The sequence below is a fragment of the Dyella sp. LX-66 genome, from assembly GCF_018599165.1.
In the GTDB taxonomy this organism is placed as follows: domain Bacteria; phylum Pseudomonadota; class Gammaproteobacteria; order Xanthomonadales; family Rhodanobacteraceae; genus Dyella_D; species Dyella_D marensis.
Genome location: NZ_JAHFVJ010000006.1, coordinates 387453 through 411785, shown reverse-complemented (window position 1 = coordinate 411785; position 24333 = coordinate 387453). Strand labels below are relative to the sequence as shown.

Below are 24333 nucleotides of genomic sequence, written 5' to 3'. Positions count from 1 at the left end.
GGGGTGTCCTCTTCAATCCAGAAACAGATCGGGCAGCAGCGGCTTCGACGGGTCGACCGCATAAGGCGCGAAATCGGTGACGCCCGCTTCGCGCAGCACGTCCTCGTCGATCAGGAACTGCCCGTGGAAACCCTTGGCCGGCCGCACCAGCACCGCATGCGCGGCGTCGGCGACGATCTCCGGCTTGCGGCAACGGGGCACGTCGACGCCGGGAATCATGTTCAGCGCATCGGTGGCCACGATGGTGCGCGGCCACAGCGCATTCACCGCCACGCCCTGCGGGCCGAATTCGCCGGCCAGGCCCAGCGTGACGAAGCTCATGCCCATCTTCGCCAGCGTGTAGCCGGTATGCGGCGCCCACCATTTCGGGTCGAGCGAAGGCGGCGGCGCCAGCGTGAGGATGTGCGGGTTGGCGGACTTCAGCAGATGCGGCAGGCAGGCCTGCGCGCACAGGAACGAACCGCGCGCATTCACCTGCTGCATCAGGTCGAAGCGCTTCATCGGCGTGTCGAGCGCGCCGGCCAGCCAGATCGCGCTGGCGTTGTTGACCAGGATGTCGATGCCGCCGAAGGCTTCGACGGTGGCGGCGACGGCCGCTTTCACTTCGTCCTCTTCGCGGATGTCGCACTTGATCGCCAGGCCCTTGCCGCCCGCCGCATCCACTTCCGCCGCGGCGGTGTGGATGGTGCCGGGCAGTTTCGGATTCGGCACGCTGCTCTTGGCCGCGATGGCGACGTTGGCGCCGTCGCGCGCGGCGCGCAGCGCGATCGCCAGGCCGATGCCGCGCGAGGCGCCGGTGATGAACAAGGTCTTGCCCTTGAGACTCGCCATGGCGTTGCTTCCCGCTGGAAAACGCCAAGTGTAGGAGCGGCCAGGACATGCGCAAAGCGCATGGAGGATCGGGCAAGTTTTAAACGTTCACGCCGTCTTTCGATCAGGCTTTCTGGAAGCGCGGCAGGATGTGCTGCAGCTCGGCCAGGCGGCGCAGCGGGTCGGTCAGTTCCAGCAGGCGCTGCTGTTCTTCCAGCTCCAGCGGCAGCAGTTCGGCCAGGCGGAAGCCGAGCCAGCCCGCGTCGTCGTAATCGTCCGTGGTGGCGTGGCGCCATTGCGGCGCCATGTGTTCGAGCAGGCGGCCCAGGATGGTCTGCAGCAGGGCGAACTCGACCGGCACGGTCTCGCGCTGCTCGGCCGGCCAGTGCTCCACCTGGCCGGTGACCAGGCCGTCGGAACGCACGCGCGTGCGCGTCACGCGGAAACGTTCCTCGCCCTGCGCGACGATGCCGAGCAGGCCGTCATCGCCATGGCTGAAGTCGATGATGCGCGCCAGCGTGCCCACCGCGGCCGGCATGGCCGGCTCGCCCACTTCCTGGCCCTTGAGGATCAGGCACACGCCGAAACCGATGCCGCGGCGCGAGCAGTCGCGCACCATGTCCAGGTAGCGCCGTTCGAACACGCGCAATTGCAGATGTCCGCCGGGATACAGCACGGTCGAGAGCGGAAACAGCGGCAGTTCGTCGGGGAGCGGCGTGGACATGGGGTGGAAGTGTAGCCAGTTGGCATCACTGGACGGCGACCGGTCCGGCACCGCACAGTGTTCCGACCCCATCGTGCCGTTTCCCCGCAGGAGCCCCGCCGGATGTCCGCCGCCGAACTGCCGCTCACCCTGCTCGACCCTGTCGCCCTGCCCGCCGCGCCCGTGTTGCAGGTGCGGGGCCTGGTCAAAGCCTTCGACAAGCGCGAAGTGCTGCGCGGCGTGGACTGGACGGTGCCGGCCGGACGCGTGATCGGCCTGCTCGGCCGCAACGGCGCCGGCAAGACCACTTTGCTGCGCTGCCTGCTCGGGCTGTCGCCGATCGATGGCGGCGAAGTGCAGCTGCTCGGCGCGCCGATGATCGAGCCCGGCGGCGAGCGCATGCACCGCATCGGCTTCGTGCCGCAGACCTTCGATCTGTTTCCGTGGATGAGGGTGCGCGCCTATCTGGATTTCACCGCCGCGTTCTATGCGCGCTGGGACCACGCACTGGCCGCGCGCCTGCTGGAAAGCTGGGAGCTCGATCCGAAGCAGAAGATCGGCCAGCTCTCGCAAGGCCAGCGGCAGAAGCTGGCGATCGTGCGCGCGATCGCGCCGCAGCCGGACCTGCTGGTGCTGGACGAACCCGTCGCCAGCCTCGACCCGCAGGCGCGCCGCGCCTTCATGACGGAACTGCTGGAGCTGATGCGCCATCCGGGCAAGACGGTGATCTTCTCCACCCACATCACCGCCGACCTGGAACGCGCCGGCGCCGATATCGCGCTGCTGCGCGATGGCCGCATCCAGTTCACCCGCCCCCTGGCGGAACTGCGCGAGCGCTTCGTGCGCGCGGTGCTGACGCGGGCGGAAGGCTGGCCGCAGATGCCCACCGTGGCGGGCCTGCTGAAAGCTCACACATCCGGCGCGGAATTGCAGATGCTGCTGGAAGACGCCGACCCGGCGGCGCTGCGCGCGCTGGCCGAGGAAAGCGGCGCGGCCTTGCGCATCGAAACGCCCACGCTCGAAGACCTGTTCGTGGAACTCGCATGAAAGCGGTCTGGCAACTTTGGCTGCAGTTGTGGAAGCGCATGCCGGTGCTGGCCGTGCTTTCGATGCTGATGTGCCTGACCGGCCTGGTGCTGGCCCTGATCGCGATGCTGGATGCGCGCGTGGCCTATCTGGGCATGGGCTTCGTCGCCTTCGCCTCGTGGTTCTGGCATATCGGCCTCGGCCAGGTGCTACGCGGCGTGTGCCGGCCGGAAAGTTTCCTGCTGCCGGGCTTCCGCTCGCGGCTGGCCTGGCTGGGCGTGGCCGGCGTGGTGCAGTGGGTGCTGCTGCCGGGCGCGCTGCTGGTGCTGGCGGGGCCGCCGCATGGTGCGCTGATCATCGCCGGCCTGTTCGTAGTCGCGTCGCTGGGCCTGGCGCTGGGTTGCGGACGCCGCGTGAGCCTGGCGATCTGGGCGGTGTTTATCGCAGCCGGCTGGATGCCACGGCTGGCCGCGCAGGTGACGACGGTTGCGCTGGCTTCGCCGTGGACCGCGCCCTTGCTGTTTCTGTGCGCGGCCCTGCTGATCCGCTACGCGCTGGCGCCGCTGCTGCGCATCCAGGATGTCGAAACGCCCACCTCGCCGCTGGAGAACGCCAGCATCGGCCGCAACAGCCAGTCCGCGCTGGATGACACGCCGGCGCGGCGCGGCGCGTGGAATCGCTGGCTGGGCGAATTGTTCGACCGCGCCGCGCAGCGCGCGCTGGAGCGCAGCCTGCAGACCTATCGCCAGCGGCCCAGCGCCGCGGGCCGCCTCGCCCTGGTGCGGCGCCTGCTGCTGCCGCACGACAATCCGCAGGCGATCGCGCTGCGCCTGGTGCTGGTGGCCGGCATGGTGGCGATCTATTTCCTGGCGGTGATGCATCGCCAGCATTTCGATGCGGCGGTGATCGGCGCCTACGCGGTGCTGCTCACAATGGCGCGCTTCCCGCAGCTGGGCCGCGGCATGTTGCGCATGCGGCCGAACCTGGCCGACCTGTATCTGACCCTGGCGCCGGCCACGCGCGGCGAATACCAGAAGATCATGGTCGACGCGCTGATACTGCTGGTGCCGGTAAGCGTGCTGACTGCGCTGGCGTACACCCTGCTGGGCAGCGTGCTGGCGCATGCGGCGGAGCCGGTGCGGATGCTGCTGACCGCGGCCATCGTCGCCACTTCCGCCAGCCTCGTGGCGCTGGCGGTGCATCTGATCGGACCGGAAGGCAGTTTCGGGCGCGGCGCGATCAACCTGGTGCTGATCTTCGGCGCGATGGCCACCTATTGGGGCGGCTACTGGCTGCTCGGCGCGCTCGGCCTGGCCTGGGGCGCATTGGCGCTGGGCGCGGTGACGATCAGCTTCGGCGGCGGCGTGTGGTATGCCGCGCAGCGCGAATACCAGCGGCGCGCGCCGCGCTTCGACGCGCCATTGGGCTAACGCACCGCAGGCTGAGGCTTTAGCCGCGCAGCGCTTCGACGAAGCGGCGCGGCGCGTTTTCGAAACCGCCGTTGGACATGAACACCACGTGGTCGCCGTCGCGCGCCTGCGTGCGCAGCGAGGACACCAGCGCATCCACCGACGGCACGGTGGCGCCGCGGCCTTGCAGTGCGTCGGTGACGCGCTTGGCATCCCACGGCAGCTCGGGGCGATGCAGGAACACCACACTATCCGCATCGGCCAGCGACGGCGCCAGCCCTTCGGCATGCGCGCCCAGGCGCATCGAATTCGAACGCGGCTCCAGCGCCACCAGGATGCGCGCCTTGCCCACCTTGGCGCGCAGGCCGGCCAGGGTGGTGGCGATGGCGGTGGGGTGATGGGCGAAGTCGTCGTACACGCGCACGCCGGCCACTTCGCCGACCAGTTCCATGCGGCGCTTGACGCTTTCAAAGGTGGCGAAGGCCGGCAGCAGTGCGCGCGGATCGGCGCCGGCTGCGGTAGCGGCGGCGAGTGCGGCCAGCGCATTCATCACGCTGTGATTGCCAAGCAGCGGCCAGCGCACTTCGCCCAGCAGCTCGCCGTTGCGGTGCACGGCAAAGGCCGAGCCGTCCGCTTCGATCAGCCGCGCCTGCCAGTCGCCCTGCCCGATGCCGAAGGTTTCCACCGGCGTCCAGCAGCCCATGGCCAGCACTTCGGCGAGGCGCTCGTCGTGCGCGTTGACGATCAGGCGGCCGTTGCCGGGCACGGTGCGCACCAGGTGATGGAACTGGCGCTGGATCGCGGCGACGTCAGGGAAGATGTCGGCGTGGTCGTATTCGAGGTTGTTGAGGATCGCGATGCGCGGGCGGTAGTGCACGAACTTGGAGCGCTTGTCGAAGAACGCGCTGTCGTATTCGTCCGCCTCGAGTACGAACGGCTTGCCGCTGCCCAGCCGCGCCGAAATGCCGAAATTGCCCGGCACGCCGCCGACCAGGAAGCCGGGCGCCAGCCCCGCGCTTTCCAGCAGGTGCGCCAGCAGGCTGGTGGTGGTGGTCTTGCCGTGGGTGCCGGCGACGGCCAGCACCTCGCGCCCGGCCAGCAGCGTTTCGCCCAGCCACTGCGGGCCGGACACATAGCGCAGCTGTTGGTCGAGCATGTATTCGATGGCGGGGTTGCCGCGCGTCATCGCGTTGCCGACCACGATCAGGTCGGGCTTCTCGCGCCCCTGCAGATGCTCGGCGGTGTAGCCCTGCATCAAGGTGATGCCGAGCGCCTGCAGCTGGTCGCTCATCGGCGGGTAGACGTTGGCGTCGGAACCTTCGACCGGCAGGCCGAGTTCGCGCGCCAGCGCGGCGACGCCGCCCATGAAGGTGCCGCAGATGCCGAGGATGTGCAGACGCATGGAGAACCTGTCGAACGCGTGGCGCGGCGCGTGGCCGTCACGAAAAGAGGGATGCCGGATGAAGAACGGGCCGCGCGTGGCGGCCCGTGTCCGGATCAGCCGTTGGCGGCTGCCGATTCCTGCGCGAGTGCGCGCTTGACGCGTGCGGTGACTTCGTCGAGCTCGCCCACGCCGTCGACCACCTGCAGCTGGCCGCGCTTGGCGAAGAAATCCGCCACCGGCGCGGTCTGCTCGGCATAGACCTTCAGGCGGTCGCGCACCACGACCGGATCGTCGTCCTTGCGGTGCTCGGCTTTGAAGCGGATCTCGACGCGGCCGATGATGGCTTCGTCCGGCACGTCCAGCTTCACCACCGCGTCCAGCGGCTGGCCGATCTTGGCCAGCAGGTGGCCGAGCGCGTCGGCCTGGGCGACGTTGCGCGGATAGCCGTCGAGGATGAAGCCGTTCTTAACGTCGTCCTGCGACAGGCGTTCTTCCAGCATGGCCAGCAGGATGTCGTCGGAGACCAGCTTGCCTGCGTCCATCACCGCCTTGGCTTTCAGGCCGGTGGGCGTGCCCGCGGCCACAGCCGCACGCAGCATGTCGCCGGTGGAAATATGCGGCACGCCGAGTTCAACCTTGAGGCGCGCAGCCTGGGTACCTTTGCCCGAGCCGGGCGGGCCAAGAAGGACGAGTCGCATAATGCTCCAAGGGTTCCGGGTCGCTGGCGGCACGCTGCCCCAGCCTTCGGAAAAAAGAAAATTGACAGTCACGTTAACGTCTGTGGGGGGTGCCGTCAAACGAGATGGCGCGCTCATTTGCGCCAAGTCACTGTTGCAAAAGCGTTCTCCCACCCGCGTACGATTGCCGCACTGCACGATCATCATAGGAGTGAACCCATGAAGCGTTCGTCTCGATCCCCCGCTGGCCGCCTTTTGTATGCTCAATCGGGCGGCGTGACCGCGGTGATCAATGCCACCGCCGCCGGCGTGATCGAGGCCGCCCGGGCCAAGGGCGTGCAGGTATATGCCGCGCGCAACGGCATCCTGGGCGCGCTGCGCGAGGAACTGATCGACACGTCGAAGGAAACCGCGGCGGCCATTGCCGCCCTGCGCCACACGCCCGGCGGCGCGTTCGGCTCCTGTCGCTACAAGCTCAAGTCGCTGGAGGCGAACCGCGCCGAGTACGAGCGCCTGATCGAGGTGCTGCGCGCGCACGACATCCGCTGGTTCCTCTACAACGGCGGCAACGACTCGGCCGACACCGCGCTGAAGATCTCGCAGCTGGGCAAGGCGATGGGCTACGACATCCGCTGCATCGGCGTGCCCAAGACGGTGGACAACGACCTGGCGGTGACCGACTGCTGCCCCGGCTTCGGCTCGGTGGCGAAGTACACCGCCGTCTCCACGCTGGAGGCGAGCCTGGACGTGGCTTCGATGGCGGACACCTCGACCAAGGTGTTCATCCTGGAAGTGATGGGGCGCCATGCGGGCTGGATCGCCGCGGCCGCGGGCCTGGCCGGCGACAGGGCGGATGCGCCGCCGCATCTGATCCTGTTCCCGGAGCGGGTGTTCGACGAAGCGGCGTTCCTGGCCAAGGTAAAGGCCACCGTCGAACGCGTGGGCTGGTGCACGGTGGTGGCTTCGGAGGGCATCCGCAATGCAGAAGGCCAGTTCCTCGCCGAAGCCGGCGGCCGCGATGCGTTCGGCCATGCGCAGCTGGGCGGCGTGGCGCCGGTGCTGGCGGCGCTGGTGAAGGAGAAGCTTGGCTACAAGTACCACTGGGCGTTGCCGGATTATCTGCAGCGCTCGGCCCGCCATCTCGCTTCCAAGACAGATGCCGACCAGGCTTACGCGGTGGGCAAGGCGGCGGTGGAGTACGCGCTGGCCGGCCAGAATGCGGTGATGCCGGTGATCGTGCGCACCGCGGATGCGCCATATCGCTGGAAGATCGAATCCGCGCCGCTTTCGAAGATCGCCAACCGCGAGAAGAAGATGCCGGCTTCTTTCCTTACACGCGATGGCTTCGGCATTACGGCCGCGGCGCGGCGCTACCTCGCCCCGTTGATCCAGGGCGAGGCGCCGCTTCCGTATGGCAAGGATGGGCTGCCGAAGTACGTGCAGCTGAAGAACCTGGCGGTGGCCAAGCAGTTGCCCGAGTTCAAGCAATGACCGCGTGCTGACCGGCGTGCTGCGCGCGCTCGGCCAGCAGGGTGTCGACCAGTTCGTCCACGGCCGCCTCGGCTGCGCTCAGCGAGGCCGCCAGGCGCTCGCCGCCGAATTCGTCGTATTCGACGGCAACGCTGCGCACGTCGGTGATGCCGATATAGCCGAAGGCCGTGCATACGGCGGGTTCGACATGATTCATGGCCTCGATGCGGCCGCCCGGGCCGTAGCCGTAGTCGCCGCGCGAACCCAGCAGCACCAGGGTGCGGGGGCGTTCGTCCAGCAATGGCCAGTAGGGTTCGCCGGCTCGTGCGCGGTCGAAGCCGAAGCTGCGGCCGACGCGCACGATGTTGTCGATATACGCCTTGAAGCCGCTGGGCACGCCGAAGTTGTACATCGGCACGCCGGCGACGATCAGGTCGGCGCCGATCAATTCGTCGACCAGTGCGTCGCTTTCGGCAAGGCGCTGGTGCATCCATGGGGCGCGCTTCGCTTCCGGAGTGAAGGCGGCATGGATCCAGGCACTGTCGACGGGGGCGGGTGGGGATTGGCCGATATCGCGGTAGAGCACTGGATCCGTAGTACGGGCGGCATGCCAGCGGGCGGCGAAGCGGGCGCTGAGGCGGCGGGTGTGGGAGCCGTAGGCGTGAAGGTCGGAGCGACCGCCGCGAGCGCTGGCGTCGAGGTGCAGCAAGGTGGTCATAAGGCTTCCTATGCATGAACTCCATTCACGTGATGGAGAATGAGGTGCATGCTATGGAGCCTTGTGGCCGCTGAAAAACGATGCTTTCTCACCCGATGGATGAGTTGAATTCATCTTTGGCCCGCCGCCTGCCGCCCTTGGGTGCGCTGCGGGCATTCGAGGCGGCCGCACGCCACCAGAGTTTCCGGATGGCGGCGGAAGAGCTTTCCGTTACCGCCACCGCAGTGAGCCATCAGATCCGCCAGCTCGAACGCCTGCTCGGTGTGGCGCTGTTCGAGCGGCAGGTGCGCAAGGTGACGCTGACGGCGGAGGGGCGGCTGCTGTTTCCCGCCTTGCGCGAGAGCTTCGACCTGATGGCGGCAGCGGTGGCGCCGCTGCTGCGGCCGAAGCGGCGGCGGATGCTTACTGTCTCTGCCACACCGGCCTTTGTTGCGCGGCTGCTGGTGCCGCGATTGGCGGCGTTCCAGGCCAGCCATCCGGAGCTGGATCTGCGCTTGCATGCGTCGACGCAGCCGGTGGATTTCGCTGCGCAGCAGATCGATGCGGCGATCCGCTACGGCAAGGGGCCGTATCGGGACCTGCGCAACGAACCGCTGCTGCATACGCGGTTCGCGCCGATGTGCAGTCCGGCGCTGAAGCTGCGCACGCCGAAGGATCTCGCGCGCCATCCGCTGCTGCACTTCCAATGGCAGCCGAGTTTTCGGGAACCGCCGGACTGGGCGGCGTGGCAGCGGGCTGCCGATCTGCGCACGCTCGATGTTGCGCGCGGCGTTACGTTCAGTGATGAGACTCATGCGATCGATGCGGCGATCGCGGGCCAGGGTGTAGCGCTGCTCAACACCGCGCTGGTAGCCGACGAACTGGCGCGCGGCACGCTGGTGCAGCCGTTCGGGCCGGCACTGGATGGGCTGGATTACCAACTGGTGTATCCGCCGGCCGCTGAGAGCGATCCCGCACTCGCGGCGCTGCGCGAGTGGCTACTCCATTTGAGCTGAGCCCCCTTCTTCAACTCAAATGGAGTTGAGTACGTCCGTCCCGCTTAATCAAATCAAATTGAGTTGAACGGGTTCTTCAAATCAATTTGATTTGAAGTGTCCGTACGCTACGGAAAGAAGCGCGTGAGGCTGGCACGGTACGCCAGATAGTCCTGGATATCGTTATGCCCCGCCTCCGGCACCACCTGCAGCAGCGGCGGCGTGGCGAAGCTGGCCGCCAGCGCGGCGGTGCGCTCGGCCGGCATCAGCTGATCCTCGCCGGCGCGCACGATCAGCACCGGGCAACGCACCTGCGGCGCATAGCGCCAGGAATCGAAGCGATCGCGTGCCAGCCAGTCGACCGGAAACCACGGATAGAAGCCCTGCGCCACGCGCACCAGGCTGTCGAACGGCGTCACCAGCGCCAATCGCTCGACAGGACGCCGCGCCGCCAATTGCACCGCAACGCCACTGCCCAGGCTGCGCCCAAGCACGGCCACCGAAGCGTGGTCCTTCGCCACCCGATCGAACCAGGCGAGCGCATCGGCCACGAGCGCCTGCTCCGTCGGCTCACCCTCGCTGGCCGCGTAGCCGCGATAGGGCAGCAAATAAACCGTGCGCTCGGGAAACCACCGCGCCAGCTCCTCGCGCGCATCCTCGACCCGCTCGCCATTACCGCCGAAATACAGCAGCGCACGTGGCTTGCCGGGATTGACCACCCAGCCGCGCAAGGTCACGCCTTGGTTGACCAGTGCGATGTCCGGCGCATGCGCCACGCGCCAGCTGAACTCGGGGTGGTAGATCATGCCGCGCTGGTTAAAGTACAGCGCGGCCGCGAAAGCGATGTAGAGCAATCCAGCCAATACGGCCATCACGCCGATAACGCGCAGGAACACTCAGCGATCCCTGCCCGCCGGCTGCTTCTCGTCGACCGTCTCGATACGCGTCACCCTGCCCGCCTTCAATGTGATGCGGATGGTCCGCTCCATGGCCCGCGACGATACCGCATCCGGCAGCACCAACTCGCCGCTGTACCACTCGGCGAACACCGGCTTGCCCGGCGCCACGCCGAACAGTTCCGGCAGCGTGGCGCGGTGGCATTCGCCGGCATAGACGGCCGCGTCGATGCAAAGCCAGGTATCGATGTCCACCAGGTAGAGGCGGTCGTCTTCCAGGCGCCAGCGGCCGGTATAGCCGCGTTCGTCGTCGGTGGCGCTGCGCAGCGGCGCCGGCATGAAGCGTGGCCGCTCGCGGCCGGCGTAGTGCTGGGCCAGCGGATCGCCCAGCACGTCGTAGGTGCGGCCATGCCATTCCAGGCGTTCCGGCGGGGAAAACGCCTGCGCCGCCCACGGCAGCAGCAGGCAGGACAGCGCGAGCCGCCCCGGCCACCTGTCCGCAAAGCTTTTCGCTGACCGCTTCATGGGGCGCAGCTTGCCACAAGGTTTTGCGAGCGCCTGTACGCCTTTCGGCAAGGGCGCGCGAGCCGCGTCACGCTTCCGCATCGGCCATTTCGCCAGCGAAGCGGAAGAAGCCGACCAGCCGGCGCAAGTTGTCCGCCTGCTCCCGCAGGGCGGTGCCGGCCCCGGCCACCTCATCGACCAGGGTCGCGTTCTGGCGGGTCGTCTCGTCCATATGGCGCACGGCGCCGCCGATCTCGCCGATGCCGTCGGACTGCCCGCGGCTGTTCGCGCTGATCCCCGCCACCGTGCGGGACACCTCCACCGCGCTTTCCACGATGCGCTCCAGCACCTGCGCCGAGCGGTCGGCCAGGGCCGCGCCGGCTTCGACCGTGCCGCGGCTGTCTTCGATCAGATGGCGGATATCGCGCGCCGCCTCGGCGCTGCGCTGGGCCAGCTGGCGCACTTCGTCGGCGACCACGGCGAAGCTGCGGCCGTGTTCGCCGGCGTGTGCAGCCTCCACGGTGGCGTTCAAGGCGAGCAGGCGCGTCTGGAAGGCCAGCGTGTCGATCGCGCCGACGATATCGCTCATGCGCCGGTTCGCCGCGTCGATCGCCTCGACCGAGCGCATGGTCTGCGCCACCAGTCCGCTGCCGTCCTCGGCCTGCAGGCGCGCGGCGGCGGCGAGGCGGTCGGCCTGGGCCGCGCTGTCGGCGTTGCGGCGTACGGCGTCGGTCATGCGGGTCATCGAGATGCCGGTGCCGGCGAGGCTTTCGGCCTGCGCCTGGGTGCGCTGGCGCAAGGTGTCGTTGCCGTGGGCCAGCTGATCGGCCGCGTGCGTCACGCCGGCCGCGTTCTGCTGCACCTGGCGCACCACCAGGGCCAGGCGCTGGTCCATGCGCTGCAGGGCGCGCAGCAGGGTGCCGATCTCGTCGTGATGGCCGGGTTCGATGGCGTGGCCAAGTTCGCCGTCCGCGATGCGCTGCGTCACCGTCACCGCCTGGTCAAGCGAGCGGGTGATGGTGCGGATCAGCAGACTGTCGACCACCGCGGCCGCGCCCAACCCGAGCAGCAGCACGGTGAGCAGCACCACCAACGCACGGCGGCTTTCCCGATGCGCCGCCGCGGCCGCATCGTCACCGGCCTGCAAAGCCTTGGCGAACAGATTGGCGAAATCGGCATGCAGCGGAACAAAAGCCGGCTGCACATCCGAGGCGATCTGCACCTGGGCGATGTCGTACTGCTCCGCTTCCAGCTGCTTGATCGCCTCCTCGACCACCTGCTCGGCGGCCTTGCGGTGGGCATCGGTCACGCCGATCAGTTGCGCTTCCTGGCGCGCCAGGCCGCTGGCCTGCAGATGCTTCCAGGTCCGCTCGATATCGACGCGGTTGGACTGGATCAAGGTCTTGGCTTCATCCAGCGCCGAGGGCAAGCGCGTCAGTCCGGCATGGGTCAGGGCATTGAGGCTGTCGTTGTAGTCGTTCTGGATGCGGCCCACGTCGGACACCGGACTGAGCGCATCGGCGACCAATGCCCCCATGCGCCGGTCGGCATGCACCAGCGCCCCTACCGCGGCGCCGCCGATCAGCAGCATCAACAGCAACAAGCCGCCCAGTCGCAGAAACAGACGGGCACGCAAAGACAACGCCGCCCACCGTGGACGGGACAGGGGGAAATGCATGGAGACACCTTTGCTTGGGGAGCGGGGGATGGCCCCTGCATCGGCCGTCCGCTGCCGCGCTTTAGGAAAAACCTTGTTTTAAATCAATTATTTCAATTCGATATAACCACGGTGTCGTGGCGGTGACACGGCTGACCGCCAGATGAAGATCCTGTGACGAATAAGCCCCGGCGTTCAGACGCAGCTTTCTACGATCTTTCCTAACGACGGCAGTCCGTCGGGAGGAGCGCATATGAAGAAGCCAAGCACACAGTTCCTCGGCAGCCTGTTTCTCGCCGCCGGCCTGCTGCTCGGCAGCGGCGCCGCGCTGGCCGACAACGATCACGGCCGCGGGCACGACCGCGGCGACCGCCATGGCCACGACGACCGCGACCGCGGCCACGGCAACTGGGAGCGCAGGGACGGTCATCGGGATTGGAGCCGCCGCGACTGGGACCGCCACGACCACTGGCGCGGCCCCGACCGCGGCTGGCACGACGACCGCCGCTACTACCACGGCGGCTACTACCGCCCGCACCATCGCTGGGCGCGCGGCGAGCGCTACTACGGTCCGGTCTATGTGGTGAACGACTACCGCTACTACCGCCTGCGCCCGCCGCCGTACGGCTATCACTGGGTGCGCGACGATGGCGGCTATCTGCTGGTCGCCGTCGGTACCGGCATCATCCTGGACATGGTGCTCAACTAAGCAGCGCGCGCGATCGGGGAAGGAACTTGGTGAAGGCGGTGTCTACGGACACCGCCTTTTTCTTGCGCGGATGCAATCGTCATGGCCTACGCGTTGCGTCGCACAACATAAGCCCCGCCGACCTCTGCCTATACTCGCCGGACCCGCCCGCAAAGGGCGGTCACTACAACCGGGATGGGGAGGCTTCGATGCTGCAGCAGTATGGCTTGTGGATCGTGCTTGCATGTGCGGTCGTGGCAGTTCTGTATGGCGCGCTCTCGGTGCGCTGGATCTTGGCGAAATCACCGGGCAATGAGCGCATGCAGGAGATCGCCGCGGCGATCCAGCAAGGTGCACGGGCCTACCTCAACCGGCAGTACGCCACCATCGGTGCCGTCGGCTTGGTGCTCTTCATCGTCATCGGCCTGGCCCTGGACTGGGGCACGGGCATCGGCTTCGCCATCGGCGCGGTGCTGTCGGGCGCGACCGGCTATATCGGCATGAATGTCTCGGTGCGCGCGAACGTGCGCACCGCCGAGGCGGCGCGTTCGGGCCTGGCCTCGGCGCTCAACGTCGCGTTCCGCGGCGGCGCCATCACCGGCATGCTGGTGGTCGGCCTGGCGCTGATGGGCGTGGCGGCGTACTACGCGGTGCTGCGCCACCTGGGCTACGAGGGCATGCGTGCCCTGCACGCCCTGGTCGGCCTGGCCTTCGGCTCCTCGCTGATCTCGATCTTCGCGCGCCTGGGCGGCGGCATCTTCACCAAGGGCGCGGACGTCGGCGCCGACCTGGTCGGCAAGGTCGAAGCAGGCATTCCCGAGGACGACCCGCGCAACCCGGCGGTGATCGCCGACAACGTGGGCGACAACGTCGGCGACTGCGCCGGCATGGCGGCCGACCTGTTCGAGACCTACGCGGTAACCCTGATCGCCACCATGCTGCTGGGCGGCGTGATGGCCGAGCAGACCGGCGCCAACGGCGTGCTGTTCCCGTTGCTGCTGGGCGGCGCCTCGATCATCGCCTCGGTGATCGGCACCTTCTTCGTGCGCTCGCGGCCGGGCGGCAAGATCATGAATGCGCTGTACGCCGGCGTGGCGGTGTCCGCCGTGCTGGCGGCGATCGCGTTCTGGCCGATCACCAGCCAGCTGATGTCCGAATCCGCCTACGGCGTGGGCAAGCTCTACGGCTGCGCGCTGATCGGCCTGGCCCTCACCGGCGCCATGGTGGTGATCACCGAGTACTACACCGCCACCGAATACGGCCCGGTGCGCCACGTGGCGCAGGCTTCCACCACCGGCCATGCCACCAACATCATCGCGGGCATCGGCGTGTCGATGAAGTCCACCGCGCTGCCGGTGCTGGCGGTGTGCGCGGCGATCTGGGGCGCGTTCTCGCTGGCCGGCCTGTACGGCATCGCCATCGCGGCCACGGCCATGCTGAGCATGACCGGCATGGTGGTGGCCCTGGATGCCTACGGCCCGATCACCGACAACGCCGGCGGCATCGCCGAGATGGCCGAGCTGCCGCCGGAAGTGCGCGGCGTCACCGACCCGCTCGACGCCGTGGGCAACACCACCAAGGCGGTGACCAAGGGCTACGCCATCGGCTCGGCCGGCCTGGCCGCGCTGGTGCTGTTCGCCGACTACACGCACAACCTCAGCCAGCACCTGGGCGTGAGCGACTTCCGCTTCGACCTCTCCAACCACTACGTGATCATCGGCCTGCTGATCGGCGGCCTGATCCCCTACCTGTTCGGCGCCATGGCGATGGAAGCCGTGGGCCGCGCGGCGGGTTCGGTGGTGGAAGAAGTGCGCCGCCAGTTCCGCGAGATCAAGGGCATCATGGAAGGCACCACCAAGCCGGACTACTCGCGCGCGGTGGACATGCTGACCAAGTCCGCGATCAAGGAAATGCTGGTGCCCTCGCTGCTGCCGGTGCTGGTGCCGGTGCTGGTGGTGTTCGGCTTCAAGTGGCTGGGCGGCGCCGAGGCCGGCGCGCAGGCGCTGGGCGGCGTGCTGATCGGCACCATCGTCACCGGCCTGTTCGTGGCCATCTCGATGACCACCGGCGGCGGCGCCTGGGACAACGCCAAGAAGTACATCGAGGACGGCCACCACGGCGGCAAGGGCTCGGACGCGCACAAGGCCGCGGTCACCGGCGACACCGTGGGCGACCCCTACAAGGACACGGCGGGCCCGGCGGTGAATCCGCTGATCAAGATCATCAACATCGTGGCGCTGCTGCTGATCCCGCTGCTCTGAATCCGGCGCCATCCATTTAGACGTCTAAACTTCGGACGTCCATACACAAGAAGCGGCCCGCAAGGGCCGCTTTTTCTTTGCCCGTCACGTTCACGCAAGCAGCCAGCAAGTCCGGCGTAAGTTTCAACGATCGCCACGCAAGGCCCTACGGTCGCGCATGTCTCTGTAAATCATTGACGTCAAAGCACTGTGAAAAATACCTATACGTTTTTTGTTACGAACGTGTTGACCCATTCGTAAGTCTTCGCTAGAACCGATCTAGGCCGGAAGTCATCCGGCCACGGGGAAAACGCAATCCGACGCGCATTTCTGGTTCCTGGGGAGGAACCGGAGCAGGTTCTTGCGGCCTGCTGCCGCCGGAGTGCGTCCCTTTTTGACCGCGCGGGGCCCGCACCCGCGCCTTTCGAATTCATCTCTGGGGGAGTCTGTTGTAATGACCATCACCACCTTCACGGCGGCGCGTTCGCTGCGCTATTCCGCACTGACGCTCGCCATGGGCCTCGCGTTCGCCAGCACCGGCGCACTCGCGCAGTCCAACACCACCGGCTCGATCTTCGGCCAGATCGCCGCCAAGCAGGGCACCACGGTCGTCGCCGAGAACACCGAGACCGGCTTCAGCCGCACCGTCACCGTGGACGACAGCGGCCGCTACCGCTTCTCCACCCTGCCGGTGGGCAAGTACAAGGTGACGCTGCAGAACAACGGCAGCTCCGTCAGCACCCGCGACAACATCGTGGTGGCCATTTCCAGCGGTACCGAAGTGTCCTTCGGCGCGGCGGCCGCGGCCGGCGGCGACGCGAAGAACCTCGAAGGCGTGTCGGTGGTGGCCTCCGCGCTGCCGGCGATCGACGTGTCCTCGGTCGACACGCGCACCGTGCTCACCTCCGAGCAGCTCAACAAGCTGCCGATCGCGCGCAGCGTCGGCGCCGCCGCCCTGCTCGCACCGGGCGTGGTGGAGAACTCCAGCTACAGCACCACCGGCTTCGGCAACATTCCGAGCTTCGGCGGCGCGGCTTCGTCGGAGAACGCGTACTACATCAACGGCTATGCGGTGACCAACCCGCTGCAGTCGCTGGGCGCCACCACCCTGCCGTTCGACGCGATCGACCAGGAGCAGGTGCTCACCGGCGGCTACGGCGCCGAGTTCGGCCGCTCCACCGGCGGCGTGATCAACATCGTCACCAAGCGCGGCTCCAACCAGTGGAAGGGCGGCGTGTACGCCATCCTGCGTCCGGAAGCGCTGCGCGCCAACCCGCGCAACAACTACTTCCCGAACACCGGCTTCTACGGCGCGGGCAGCACCACGCCCACCGACGGCACGCTGTACTGGTACCGCAACAAGAACCAGTACTCGTACAACACCTACGGCGCTTACTTCAGCGGCCCGCTGATCAAGGACAAGCTGTTCTTCTACGTCGACGGCGAGATGACCAAGCAGGACGGCAACTCCGTCGCTTCGTTCTCCAACTCGTCCACCGCCGTGGCCAAGACCGGCTGGAACGACTACACCTACAAGATGCCGCGCTGGACGGCGAAGATCGACTGGAACATCACCGACAGCAACATCCTGGAGTTCACCGGCGTCCAGGACAACATCGTCTACGACTCCAGCCGCTACGCCTTCAACTACAAGGACTCCTCGCACGGCGACGTCAAGAACGGCGGCGTGCACCAGAAGGACTCCAGCCGCCTCTACATCGCCAAGTACACCAGCTACATCACCGACGACCTGACCGTGTCGGCGCTGGTCGGCAAGCAGAACATCAAGCATCTGCAGGAGCCGTTCGGCTATGACCCGAACTGCCCGTACATCTCGTCCTCGGCCACCGTGCAGGCTCCCGGCCTGACCTACGGCGCCTGCCAGCAGGGCGCGGTGTCCTCGCTGCTGCTGCCGGGCGCGAACGACAAGACCCATGGCTGGCGCCTGGACGTCGAGTACCGCCTCGGCGACCACACCCTGCGCGCAGGCTACGACGCGCAGACCGCCGAATCGCTCACCGGCTCGGCCTATCCCGGCGGCTACGCCTGGGTGTACGGCTGGCAGAAGAACGCCAACATCGGCATCGACGCCAGCCACGGCGTGGCCTCGCCGGCCTCGGCCGGCGGCCTGGGCACACAGGGCTATTTCGTCTCGCGCGCCTACAGCACGCAGAACGCCAAGGTGAAGACCGAACAGCAGGCCCAGTTCATCGAAGACCGCTGGCAGATCTCCGACCGCTGGCTGCTCTCGCTGGGCCTGCGCAACGAGCAGTTCACCAACTACAACGGCAACGGTGAGCCCTATGCCCGCCAGCGCCACCAGCTCGCTCCGCGCATCGGCGCGGCCTGGGACGTCTACGGCGATTCCTCGCTGAAGCTGTTCGCCAACGCCGGCCGCTACCACCTGGCCATGCCGAACAACGTCGCGGTGCGCGGCGCGTCCGGCTCGCTGATCACCAACGAGTACTACACCTACACCGGCGTCGACCCGACGACCGGCGCACCGACCGGTCTCACCCCGGTGGCGGTCAACCGCGCGCTGGGCTACACCTGCGGCAATACCAATGCCGTGTCCACCAACCTGGAGTGCGGCGAAGCTCCCGATCCGCGCACCGTGGCGGCCAAGGGCCTGAAGTCGCACTTCCAGGACGAGTACATCGCCGGCATGGAGCAGCAGCTCAGCCCGACCTATAACTGGGGCGCCAAGCTGACCTACCGCAAGCTGCGCAGCGCGATCGACGACACCTGCACCCCGGCCCTGGGCGGCCGCTGCTTCCTGTTCAATCCGGGCACCGGCAACACCTTCCTGGAAGAGCAGACCGACGGCAGCTTCAAGGAAATCCACTACAGCCGCCAGGAGCTCGGCCTGCCGGAACTGAAGCGCAAGTACTACGCGGTCGACCTGTTCCTGGAGCACCCATTCGCCGACAAGTGGTACGGCCGCGTCGACTACACCTACTCGCGCAACTACGGCAACACCGAAGGCCAGCTGGCCTCCGACCTGGATACCGGCAACGGCGGCCAGGCCGACGTGTCGACCACCCAGGACTGGGACCTGCCGCAGCTGATGGTCGGCTCCAACGGCCTGCTGCCGAACAACCGCAAGCACCAGATCAAGGCGTTCGGCTACTTCCAGGCCACCGAGGAATGGCGTTTCGGCGCGTCGCTGATCGCCGCCTCCGGCCGTCCGAAGAACTGCACCAGCCACTACCCGACGGCCGACAAGGGCCTGTACAGCGGTGCGGCCTACTGGTTCTGCGGCCTGTCCGGCTCGGGCACCACGCCGGGTACGGCGGGTTACGTCGCCCCGTCGGCGGACTACGCCTTCTCGCCGCGCGGCTCGCACGGCTCGGCGCCGTGGACCTACCAGCTGAACCTCAACGTGGCCTATTCGCCGGCCTGGCTGAAGGAGCTGACCCTCCAGCTGGACGTGATCAACGTGCTGAACCGCCAGGTGGCCACGGCCTACAACTATCGCTACGAAACCAGCGCGCGCAATACGCCGAACCAGCTCTACCTGCGCGAACTGAACGTGTCGGACCCGCGCTATTTCCGCATCACCGCGCGCTACGACTTCTAAGCCAAGGCATTACACAACAACCGAGCCCGGCGCCAGGCATGGCGCCGAGGTCTTCGGGTCTCCCCGAGTGCCGCCGGTTCTCCCGGCGGCTTTTTTTTGCGCGGCGGGACGGTTTCCTGTTCCACTGCGACCTGTTTGAATGCCCCGACCGCCGCCCCCACAAGGAACTCCGGTGAACAAGCTTTCCCTTTCCCTGCTGATGGCCTTATCCATGACCGGCATCGCCCACGCCGCCACGCCGCCCGCCACCACCGATGCCAACCTGTGGCTGGAAGACATCGACGGTGCGAAACAGCTCGACTGGGTGCGCCAGCACAATGCCGAGACGGTAAAGAAGTACGCCGACACGCCCGAGTTCAAGCAGCTCGACGCGCGCATTCTGGAAGTGCTCGACTCCAACGCACGCATTCCGTTCGTGGCGAAGATCGGCGACCACTACTACAACTTCTGGCGCGACAAGGAACACCCGCGCGGCCTGTGGCGGCGCACCTCGCCCGCCGAGTACGCCAAGGAACAACCCGCCTGGGAGACGGTGCTCGACCTCGACGCGCTGTCCAAGGCGGAGAAAGAGAACTGGGTGTGGCATGGCGCCGACTGCCTGAAGCCGGCCAATAAGCGCTGCCTGCTGATGCTCTCGCGCGGCGGCGCCGACGCCGACGTGGTGCGCGAATTCGACCTGGCGTCCAGGCAGTTCGTGAAGGACGGCTTCGCCCTGCCCGAGGCCAAGACCCAGGTCACCTGGAAAGACCAGGACACCCTGTACGTGGCCACCGATTTCGGCCCCGGCTCGATGACCGCCTCCAGCTACCCGCGCATCGTCAAGGAATGGAAGCGCGGCACGCCGCTGTCGTCCGCCACCACCGTGTACGAAGGCAAGCACGAGGACATGAGCATCTCCGCCGAGCGCGATCACACGCCCGGTTTCGAGCGCGATTTCGTGCATCGCCAGATTGCCTTCTACGACAGCGAGACCTTCCTGCGCGGCAAGGACGGCAAGCTCAGCAAGATCGACGTGCCCAGCGACGCCAGCACCGACGTGCAGCGCGAATGGCTGCTGGTCACGCCGCGCAGCGACTGGACGCTGGGCGGCAAGACGTATAAATCCGGCTCCCTGCTCGCCGCCCGCTTCGACGACTACATGGCCGGCAAGTACCAGGACGGCAAGCTGCCGCTGACCGTGCTGTTCGAACCGACCGAAAGCACCGCGCTGGACGCCCACTCGTGGACCCGCCATCACCTGATCCTCAACGTGATGGACAACGTGGTGAACCGCCTGGAAGTGCTCACGCCGCAGGCCGGCGCGTGGAAGCGCGAAAGCCTGGGCGGCGCGCCGCAGCTCTCCACCATCGCCGCCACCGGCATCGACGCGGACGACAGCGACGACTACTTCCTCACCGTCAGCGGTTTCCTGCAGCCGACCACGCTGTACGCCGGCACGCTCGGCGGCAGCGAACCGCAGGCGATCAAGCACAGCCCTGCGTTCTTCGACGCCTCCAAATATCGCGTGAGCCAGCACTTCGTCGCGTCGAAGGACGGTACGCGCGTGCCCTACTTCGAGATCGCCTCCAAGGATCTGAAAGCCGACGGCAAGAACCCCACCCTGCAGTACGGCTACGGCGGCTTCGAGATCTCGCTGCAGCCGGCCTACAGCGGCAGCGTGGGCCGCGCCTGGCTGGACAAGGGCGGCGTGTATGTCATTGCCGATATCCGCGGCGGCGGCGAATACGGCCCGCGCTGGCACAAGGCCGCGCTGAAGGCCAACCGCCTGCGCGCCTACGAGGATTTCGCCGCGGTCTCGCAGGACCTGATCAAGCGCGGCATCACCTCACCCGCGCACCTGGGCGCGATGGGCGGCAGCAACGGCGGCCTGCTGATGGGCAACATGCTCACGCTGTATCCGCAGCTGTACGGCGCGATCGTCAGCCAGGTGGCGCTGCTGGACATGCAGCGCTACACGCATCTGTCCGCCGGTGCCTCGTGGATGGCCGAGTACGGCGATCCGGACAAGCCGGAGGAATGGGCCTGGATCAAGACGTTCTCGCCCTACACCAATGCGAAGGCCGGCCAGAAGTATCCGCCGGTGCTGTTCACCACCTCGACGCGCGACGACCGCGTCGGCCCGGTGCATGCGCGCAAGATGTACGCGAAGCTGGCGGGGCTGGGCTACGACGCCGCGTTCTACGAGAACATCGAAGGCGGCCATGGCGCGGCGGCGGACAACAAGCAGTCGGCCTTCATGAACGCGCTGGGCTATACGTACTTGTGGGAGCATCTGAAGTAGGTTGGGTTGAGCCGAAGGCGAACCCCAACGGGCCTAGCACGGTCATCGCCACGTTGGGGTTCGCTGTGCTCACCCCAACCTACCCACCGCCCCGGCCGGCCGATATCGCATGAAATCCTTCCACAAGACCCGCCCCGAACTGCGCGACTGGATCCTCGCCACGGCCCGCGGCGGCCACACGCCGCTGGAAGTGGTCAAGCTGATGCAGGAAGCCGGCTACGACCAGCAGCAATGCCACCGCGCAGTGGCTGAAGTCCTGGGTGTGCCGCTGGCCGCGTTGAACGCGACCATCCCGCGCGCCGGGGCGAAGCGCACCACGCATCCGGCGGCGCCGTCCAGCATCGCGGACGGCCATCCGGTGCGCGTCAGCACCAGCCTGGACAGCCCCGTGGTGCGCGTGCTCGACGGCCTGCTCACCGACGGCGAATGCGAAGAACTGATCGGCCTCGCCTCGCCGCGCCTGGCCCGCTCGCTGACCGTGGACGAAGCCGGCCGCCACCAGACCGACGAGCGCCGCACCAGCAACGGCATGTTCTTCCGCCTCGCCGAGACGCCGCTGATCGAACGCATCGAGCGGCGCATCGCCAAACTGGTCGATCTGCCGATGGACCACGGCGAAGGCCTGCAGGTGCTGCACTACCAGCCCGGCCAGGAATACGAGCCGCATTTCGACTGGTTCGATCCCACCCAGCCGGGCTTTGCCGCGGTGACCGCGCGCGGCGGCCAGCGCATCGCCAGCATCGTGATGTACCTCAACACGCCCGAGGAAGGCGGCGGCACCGGCTTTCCGGCGGCCGGCCTCACCGTCACGGCCCTGCGCGGTTCGGCCGTCTATTTCGCTTACGACACCGGCGACCAGAGCTCGCTGCACGCCGGCCTGCCCGTGCTGAAGGGCGAAAAATGGATTGCCACCAAGTGGTTGCGCGAGCGTCCCTACCAGCGCTGAGCGCGCCGCGGCACTGACGCCGCCCTGAACCCGCCGGCCCGGCCTGCTGCGACGCAGCAGCCTTTGCCGTATGCTTGCGAGCTTTCCCCAAGCCTTATCCAGTCAAGGAATCACCATGGGTCTGCATCTCGTCTCCGCCGGCCGCGACGTGCCGAACGAAATCAACGTCATCATCGAAATCCCCAAGGATTCCGAGCCGGTCAAGTACGAGGTGGAGAAGGAAAGCGGCGCGATCTTCGTCGACCGCATCCTGTCCACGCCGATGCGCTACCCCTGCAACTACGGCTACGTGCCGGGCACGCTCGGCGGCGACGGCGACCCGCTGGACGCGCTGGTGATCCTGCCGCTGCCGCTGGTGCCGGGCTCGGTGATCCGCTGCCATCCGGTCGGCATGCTGAAGATGACCGACGAAGCCGGCGCCGACGAGAAGCTGGTGGTGGTGCCGGTGGCCAAGATCTTCAACGGCTACTCCCACATCAAGGACATCAAGGAAGTCTCCGGCCACTGGCTGGAGCGCATCGGCCACTTCTTCGAGCACTACAAGGACCTGGAGAAGGGCAAGTGGGTGAAGCTCGAGGGCTGGGGCGGCGCCGACGAAGCCAAGGCGGAAATCCTCAACGGGATCGAGCGCTACAAGGCCGAGAAGAAGGGCTGAGTCCCGGTCATTTCAGCCTTGCAAAAAAGCCCCGCATAGCGGGGCTTTTTTTGTGCCGATCTCATCAAAAGCACCTGTCCGCGAGATTCAACCTGGCGCTCCGGCCGGCCCCTCACCCCAGCCCTCTCCCCGGAGGGGAGAGGGAGCAGGTCGGGTTGCCGCTAGATCGTGTCGACCACGCCGCCATCCACGCGCAGCGACGCGCCGGTCGTTGCCGACGCCTGCGGCGAGCAGGTGTACACCACCATGTTCGCCACCTCTTCCGTGCTGGCGATGCGCTGGATGATCGAGCTGGAACGGTGCGCCTTGACGAACTCGTCGCCGATCTGTTCGTAGCTCTTGCCTTCGCGTTCGGCCTGCTCGCGCACGAGGTCCTTGAAGCCGTCGGACAAGGTCGGCCCGGGCAGCACGCTGTTGACAGTAACGCCGCTGCCCGCGGCCACCTTGGCCAGGCCGCGCGCGATCGACAGCTGCGCCGTCTTGGTGAAGCCGTACTGCACCATATCCACTGGGATATTGAGGCCCGACTCCGACGAGATGAACACCACGCGCCCCCAGCTGCGTTCCATCATGCCGCGCATGTAATGGCGCGACAGGCGCACGCCGGACATCACATTGGTCTGGAAGTAGCGCTCCCATTCCGCGTCGTCGATATCGAAGAACGGAATGAGCCCGAAGATGCCGGCGTTATTGACCAGGATGTCGACGCTGGGCACCGCATCGGTCAGCGCCTTCGCGCCCGCGGCGGTGGACAGGTCCGCCGCTGCGCCTTCCACGTTCGCGCCATGCAATTGCTTGCGCAGCTTGTCCACCACCTGCTGCACGGTGCCGGGGTTGCGGCCGTTGATGATCACGTTGGCACCCGCCTGCGCGAGGCCGGTGGCGATGGCCAGGCCGATGCCGGCGGTGGAAGCGGTGACCAGGGCGTTCTTGCCGGAAAGATCGATGTGCATGGGCTTACCTCGAAAGGGAAATCAGCGGGTGATGGAAGCTGCGCGGCAACGGGCCATCCTGTCGCAGGAGGTGTTGCAAAAAGGTGCATGCGGCACTCACGACGACTGGCCCGGCGCCGGCAGCTGCCCCAGCTGCTGCAGCACGGTGAGGTTGTCTTCCAGATGCCAGTTGTCGGTGATGCGGCCGTCGGCCACGCGGTAGATATCGGTGGCGATGAAATCGATCGCCTGGCCCCGGCCCTGCGTGTCCTTGAAGCGCCCGGTGAAATGCCCGCGGAAATGCAGGTGCGTCACCACGCGGTCGCCGGCCACGAGCATCTGCTCGATCTCGCAACTCAGGTCCGGGATCGCCGCGCGCATCGTCTTCGACGCCGCCAGCGGACCGGCCAGCCCCTGCGCGCGGCCCGGCGGCGGCGTGCGGTCGGTGAAGCCCGGTGCCAGCGCGGCCTTGGCCAGCGCTTCGTCGCCGGTGTTCCAGAACGTGTCGTAGCGGCGCGCGGCCAGCATCTGCGCCTCGGCCTGCGCCTTCGGCAGGCTGCCGTCGACGATCAGGGCGCGCGGCTGCAGCAGCGCGGATTCGGCATGTGCACCGACGGCGAGCGAAACGGCGGCGACGGCGGACAGCGCGCAGAGCGAGCGGAGCATGGGATCAACCTCGATAGTCGCCGCCGCGGGACGCGGCTGGCCGATGAGGGACATGCTAGCTTTTCGATTTGCGACGACATAGCGGCCCGAAGCGGAGACAGCTTTTCCAAAACGGAA

20 protein-coding genes are annotated in these 24333 nt (G+C 67.3%); 10 read left to right on the top strand and 10 right to left on the bottom strand.

Going from position 1 to position 24333, the window contains the following annotated elements:
• Positions 1-12 precede the first annotated feature (12 nt).
• Both KK141_RS14665 and KK141_RS14660 read right to left on the bottom strand, forming a co-directional pair.
• Positions 13-831, bottom strand: a complete 819-nt coding sequence (locus tag KK141_RS14665) for an NAD(P)-dependent oxidoreductase (RefSeq protein WP_214569801.1) — start codon at positions 829-831, stop codon at positions 13-15.
• 103 nt (positions 832-934) lie between these two features.
• On the bottom strand, positions 935-1534 hold the full coding sequence (locus KK141_RS14660; RefSeq protein WP_214569802.1) for an LON peptidase substrate-binding domain-containing protein: 600 nt from the start codon (positions 1532-1534) through the stop codon (positions 935-937).
• A gap of 102 nt (positions 1535-1636) precedes the next feature.
• On the opposite strand from KK141_RS14660, the gene KK141_RS14655 reads away from it, so the two are divergent.
• Entirely contained in the window at positions 1637-2560 is a 924-nt protein-coding gene (locus tag KK141_RS14655) for an ABC transporter ATP-binding protein (protein ID WP_214569803.1), read from the top strand.
• The gene (locus KK141_RS14650; RefSeq protein ID WP_214569804.1) at positions 2557-3969 is read left to right on the top strand and encodes a hypothetical protein; all 1413 of its coding nucleotides are present in this window, start codon (positions 2557-2559) and stop codon (positions 3967-3969) included. The genes KK141_RS14655 and KK141_RS14650 overlap by 4 nt, the downstream gene beginning before the upstream one ends.
• A gap of 19 nt (positions 3970-3988) precedes the next feature.
• Here the strand turns inward: KK141_RS14650 and mpl are convergent, their stop codons facing one another.
• Positions 3989-5350 carry a UDP-N-acetylmuramate:L-alanyl-gamma-D-glutamyl-meso-diaminopimelate ligase gene (mpl, locus tag KK141_RS14645; protein WP_214569805.1) on the bottom strand — a complete coding sequence of 454 codons (1362 nt, stop codon included), beginning with the start codon at positions 5348-5350 and terminating at the stop codon, positions 3989-3991.
• A gap of 95 nt (positions 5351-5445) precedes the next feature.
• Complete coding sequence (locus KK141_RS14640; RefSeq protein ID WP_214569806.1) at positions 5446-6030, bottom strand: adenylate kinase; 585 nt, start codon at positions 6028-6030, stop codon at positions 5446-5448.
• Positions 6031-6228: 198 nt separating this feature from the next.
• Here KK141_RS14640 and KK141_RS14635 point away from each other — a divergent pair, with 198 nt between their 5' ends.
• Complete coding sequence (locus KK141_RS14635) at positions 6229-7500, top strand: 6-phosphofructokinase (RefSeq protein WP_214569807.1); 1272 nt, start codon at positions 6229-6231, stop codon at positions 7498-7500.
• On the opposite strand, the gene KK141_RS14630 is transcribed toward KK141_RS14635, so the two are convergent.
• Positions 7490-8197, bottom strand: a complete 708-nt coding sequence (locus KK141_RS14630) for an NAD(P)H-dependent oxidoreductase (RefSeq protein ID WP_214569808.1) — start codon at positions 8195-8197, stop codon at positions 7490-7492. The two genes, KK141_RS14635 and KK141_RS14630, sit on opposite strands and share 11 nt — an antisense overlap.
• 95 nt (positions 8198-8292) lie before the next feature.
• Between KK141_RS14630 and gcvA the strand changes: the two genes are divergently transcribed.
• Entirely contained in the window at positions 8293-9192 is a 900-nt protein-coding gene (gene gcvA / locus KK141_RS14625) for a transcriptional regulator GcvA (RefSeq protein WP_214569809.1), read from the top strand.
• A gap of 107 nt (positions 9193-9299) precedes the next feature.
• Here gcvA and KK141_RS14620 read toward each other — a convergent pair whose 3' ends face one another.
• From KK141_RS14620 to KK141_RS14610, 3 genes are all read right to left on the bottom strand, one after another.
• A complete protein-coding gene (locus tag KK141_RS14620) occupies positions 9300-10067 on the bottom strand; it encodes an alpha/beta hydrolase (RefSeq protein ID WP_345777554.1) in 768 nt (255 codons plus the stop codon).
• Positions 10068-10592 (bottom strand): hypothetical protein, encoded by a 525-nt coding sequence (locus KK141_RS14615; protein ID WP_214569810.1) that lies wholly within the window; start codon positions 10590-10592, stop codon positions 10068-10070.
• Positions 10593-10659: 67 nt separating this feature from the next.
• The gene (locus tag KK141_RS14610; protein ID WP_214569811.1) at positions 10660-12207 is read right to left on the bottom strand and encodes a methyl-accepting chemotaxis protein; all 1548 of its coding nucleotides are present in this window, start codon (positions 12205-12207) and stop codon (positions 10660-10662) included.
• Between the two features lie 274 nt (positions 12208-12481).
• Here KK141_RS14610 and KK141_RS14605 point away from each other — a divergent pair, with 274 nt between their 5' ends.
• The 6 genes from KK141_RS14605 to ppa all read left to right on the top strand — a co-directional run bounded on the left by KK141_RS14605 (position 12482) and on the right by ppa (position 22618).
• A complete protein-coding gene (locus KK141_RS14605) occupies positions 12482-12937 on the top strand; it encodes an RcnB family protein (RefSeq protein ID WP_214569812.1) in 456 nt (151 codons plus the stop codon).
• A gap of 188 nt (positions 12938-13125) precedes the next feature.
• Positions 13126-15177 (top strand): sodium-translocating pyrophosphatase, encoded by a 2052-nt coding sequence (locus tag KK141_RS14600; protein WP_214569813.1) that lies wholly within the window; start codon positions 13126-13128, stop codon positions 15175-15177.
• Between the two features lie 433 nt (positions 15178-15610).
• Positions 15611-18736, top strand: coding sequence for a TonB-dependent receptor (locus tag KK141_RS14595; protein ID WP_214569814.1), 3126 nt, complete (start codon positions 15611-15613; stop codon positions 18734-18736).
• A gap of 211 nt (positions 18737-18947) precedes the next feature.
• A complete protein-coding gene (locus KK141_RS14590) occupies positions 18948-21017 on the top strand; it encodes a prolyl oligopeptidase family serine peptidase (RefSeq protein ID WP_250901774.1) in 2070 nt (689 codons plus the stop codon).
• 109 nt (positions 21018-21126) lie between these two features.
• Positions 21127-21963, top strand: a complete 837-nt coding sequence (locus tag KK141_RS14585) for a 2OG-Fe(II) oxygenase (RefSeq protein ID WP_214569815.1) — start codon at positions 21127-21129, stop codon at positions 21961-21963.
• 115 nt (positions 21964-22078) lie between these two features.
• Entirely contained in the window at positions 22079-22618 is a 540-nt protein-coding gene (gene ppa / locus KK141_RS14580) for an inorganic diphosphatase (protein ID WP_214569816.1), read from the top strand.
• A 161-nt stretch (positions 22619-22779) separates the two neighbouring features.
• Here the strand turns inward: ppa and KK141_RS14575 are convergent, their stop codons facing one another.
• Together KK141_RS14575 and KK141_RS14570 are read right to left on the bottom strand one after the other, a co-directional pair.
• On the bottom strand, positions 22780-23571 hold the full coding sequence (locus KK141_RS14575; RefSeq protein WP_214569817.1) for an SDR family oxidoreductase: 792 nt from the start codon (positions 23569-23571) through the stop codon (positions 22780-22782).
• 96 nt (positions 23572-23667) lie between these two features.
• The gene (locus tag KK141_RS14570) at positions 23668-24216 is read right to left on the bottom strand and encodes an ester cyclase (RefSeq protein WP_214569818.1); all 549 of its coding nucleotides are present in this window, start codon (positions 24214-24216) and stop codon (positions 23668-23670) included.
• Positions 24217-24333 lie beyond the last annotated feature (117 nt).

What these genes read in the sequence shown, in the direction of transcription:
- KK141_RS14635 (WP_214569807.1), top strand. Translation starts at nt 6,229, where the DNA reads ATGAAGCGTTCGTCTCGATCCCCCGCTGGCCGCCTTTTGTATGCTCAA.
- KK141_RS14600 (WP_214569813.1), top strand. Translation starts at nt 13,126, where the DNA reads ATGCTGCAGCAGTATGGCTTGTGGATCGTGCTTGCATGTGCGGTCGTG.
- gcvA (WP_214569809.1), top strand. Translation starts at nt 8,293, where the DNA reads ATGGATGAGTTGAATTCATCTTTGGCCCGCCGCCTGCCGCCCTTGGGT.
- KK141_RS14665 (WP_214569801.1), bottom strand. Translation starts at nt 831, where the DNA reads ATGGCGAGTCTCAAGGGCAAGACCTTGTTCATCACCGGCGCCTCGCGC.
- KK141_RS14640 (WP_214569806.1), bottom strand. Translation starts at nt 6,030, where the DNA reads ATGCGACTCGTCCTTCTTGGCCCGCCCGGCTCGGGCAAAGGTACCCAG.
- KK141_RS14630 (WP_214569808.1), bottom strand. Translation starts at nt 8,197, where the DNA reads ATGACCACCTTGCTGCACCTCGACGCCAGCGCTCGCGGCGGTCGCTCC.
- KK141_RS14590 (WP_250901774.1), top strand. Translation starts at nt 18,948, where the DNA reads ATGACCGGCATCGCCCACGCCGCCACGCCGCCCGCCACCACCGATGCC.
- KK141_RS14595 (WP_214569814.1), top strand. Translation starts at nt 15,611, where the DNA reads ATGACCATCACCACCTTCACGGCGGCGCGTTCGCTGCGCTATTCCGCA.
- mpl (WP_214569805.1), bottom strand. Translation starts at nt 5,350, where the DNA reads ATGCGTCTGCACATCCTCGGCATCTGCGGCACCTTCATGGGCGGCGTC.
- KK141_RS14650 (WP_214569804.1), top strand. Translation starts at nt 2,557, where the DNA reads ATGAAAGCGGTCTGGCAACTTTGGCTGCAGTTGTGGAAGCGCATGCCG.
- ppa (WP_214569816.1), top strand. Translation starts at nt 22,079, where the DNA reads ATGGGTCTGCATCTCGTCTCCGCCGGCCGCGACGTGCCGAACGAAATC.
- KK141_RS14605 (WP_214569812.1), top strand. Translation starts at nt 12,482, where the DNA reads ATGAAGAAGCCAAGCACACAGTTCCTCGGCAGCCTGTTTCTCGCCGCC.
- KK141_RS14655 (WP_214569803.1), top strand. Translation starts at nt 1,637, where the DNA reads ATGTCCGCCGCCGAACTGCCGCTCACCCTGCTCGACCCTGTCGCCCTG.
- KK141_RS14585 (WP_214569815.1), top strand. Translation starts at nt 21,127, where the DNA reads ATGAAATCCTTCCACAAGACCCGCCCCGAACTGCGCGACTGGATCCTC.
- KK141_RS14575 (WP_214569817.1), bottom strand. Translation starts at nt 23,571, where the DNA reads ATGCACATCGATCTTTCCGGCAAGAACGCCCTGGTCACCGCTTCCACC.
- KK141_RS14660 (WP_214569802.1), bottom strand. Translation starts at nt 1,534, where the DNA reads ATGTCCACGCCGCTCCCCGACGAACTGCCGCTGTTTCCGCTCTCGACC.
- KK141_RS14570 (WP_214569818.1), bottom strand. Translation starts at nt 24,216, where the DNA reads ATGCTCCGCTCGCTCTGCGCGCTGTCCGCCGTCGCCGCCGTTTCGCTC.
- KK141_RS14615 (WP_214569810.1), bottom strand. Translation starts at nt 10,592, where the DNA reads ATGAAGCGGTCAGCGAAAAGCTTTGCGGACAGGTGGCCGGGGCGGCTC.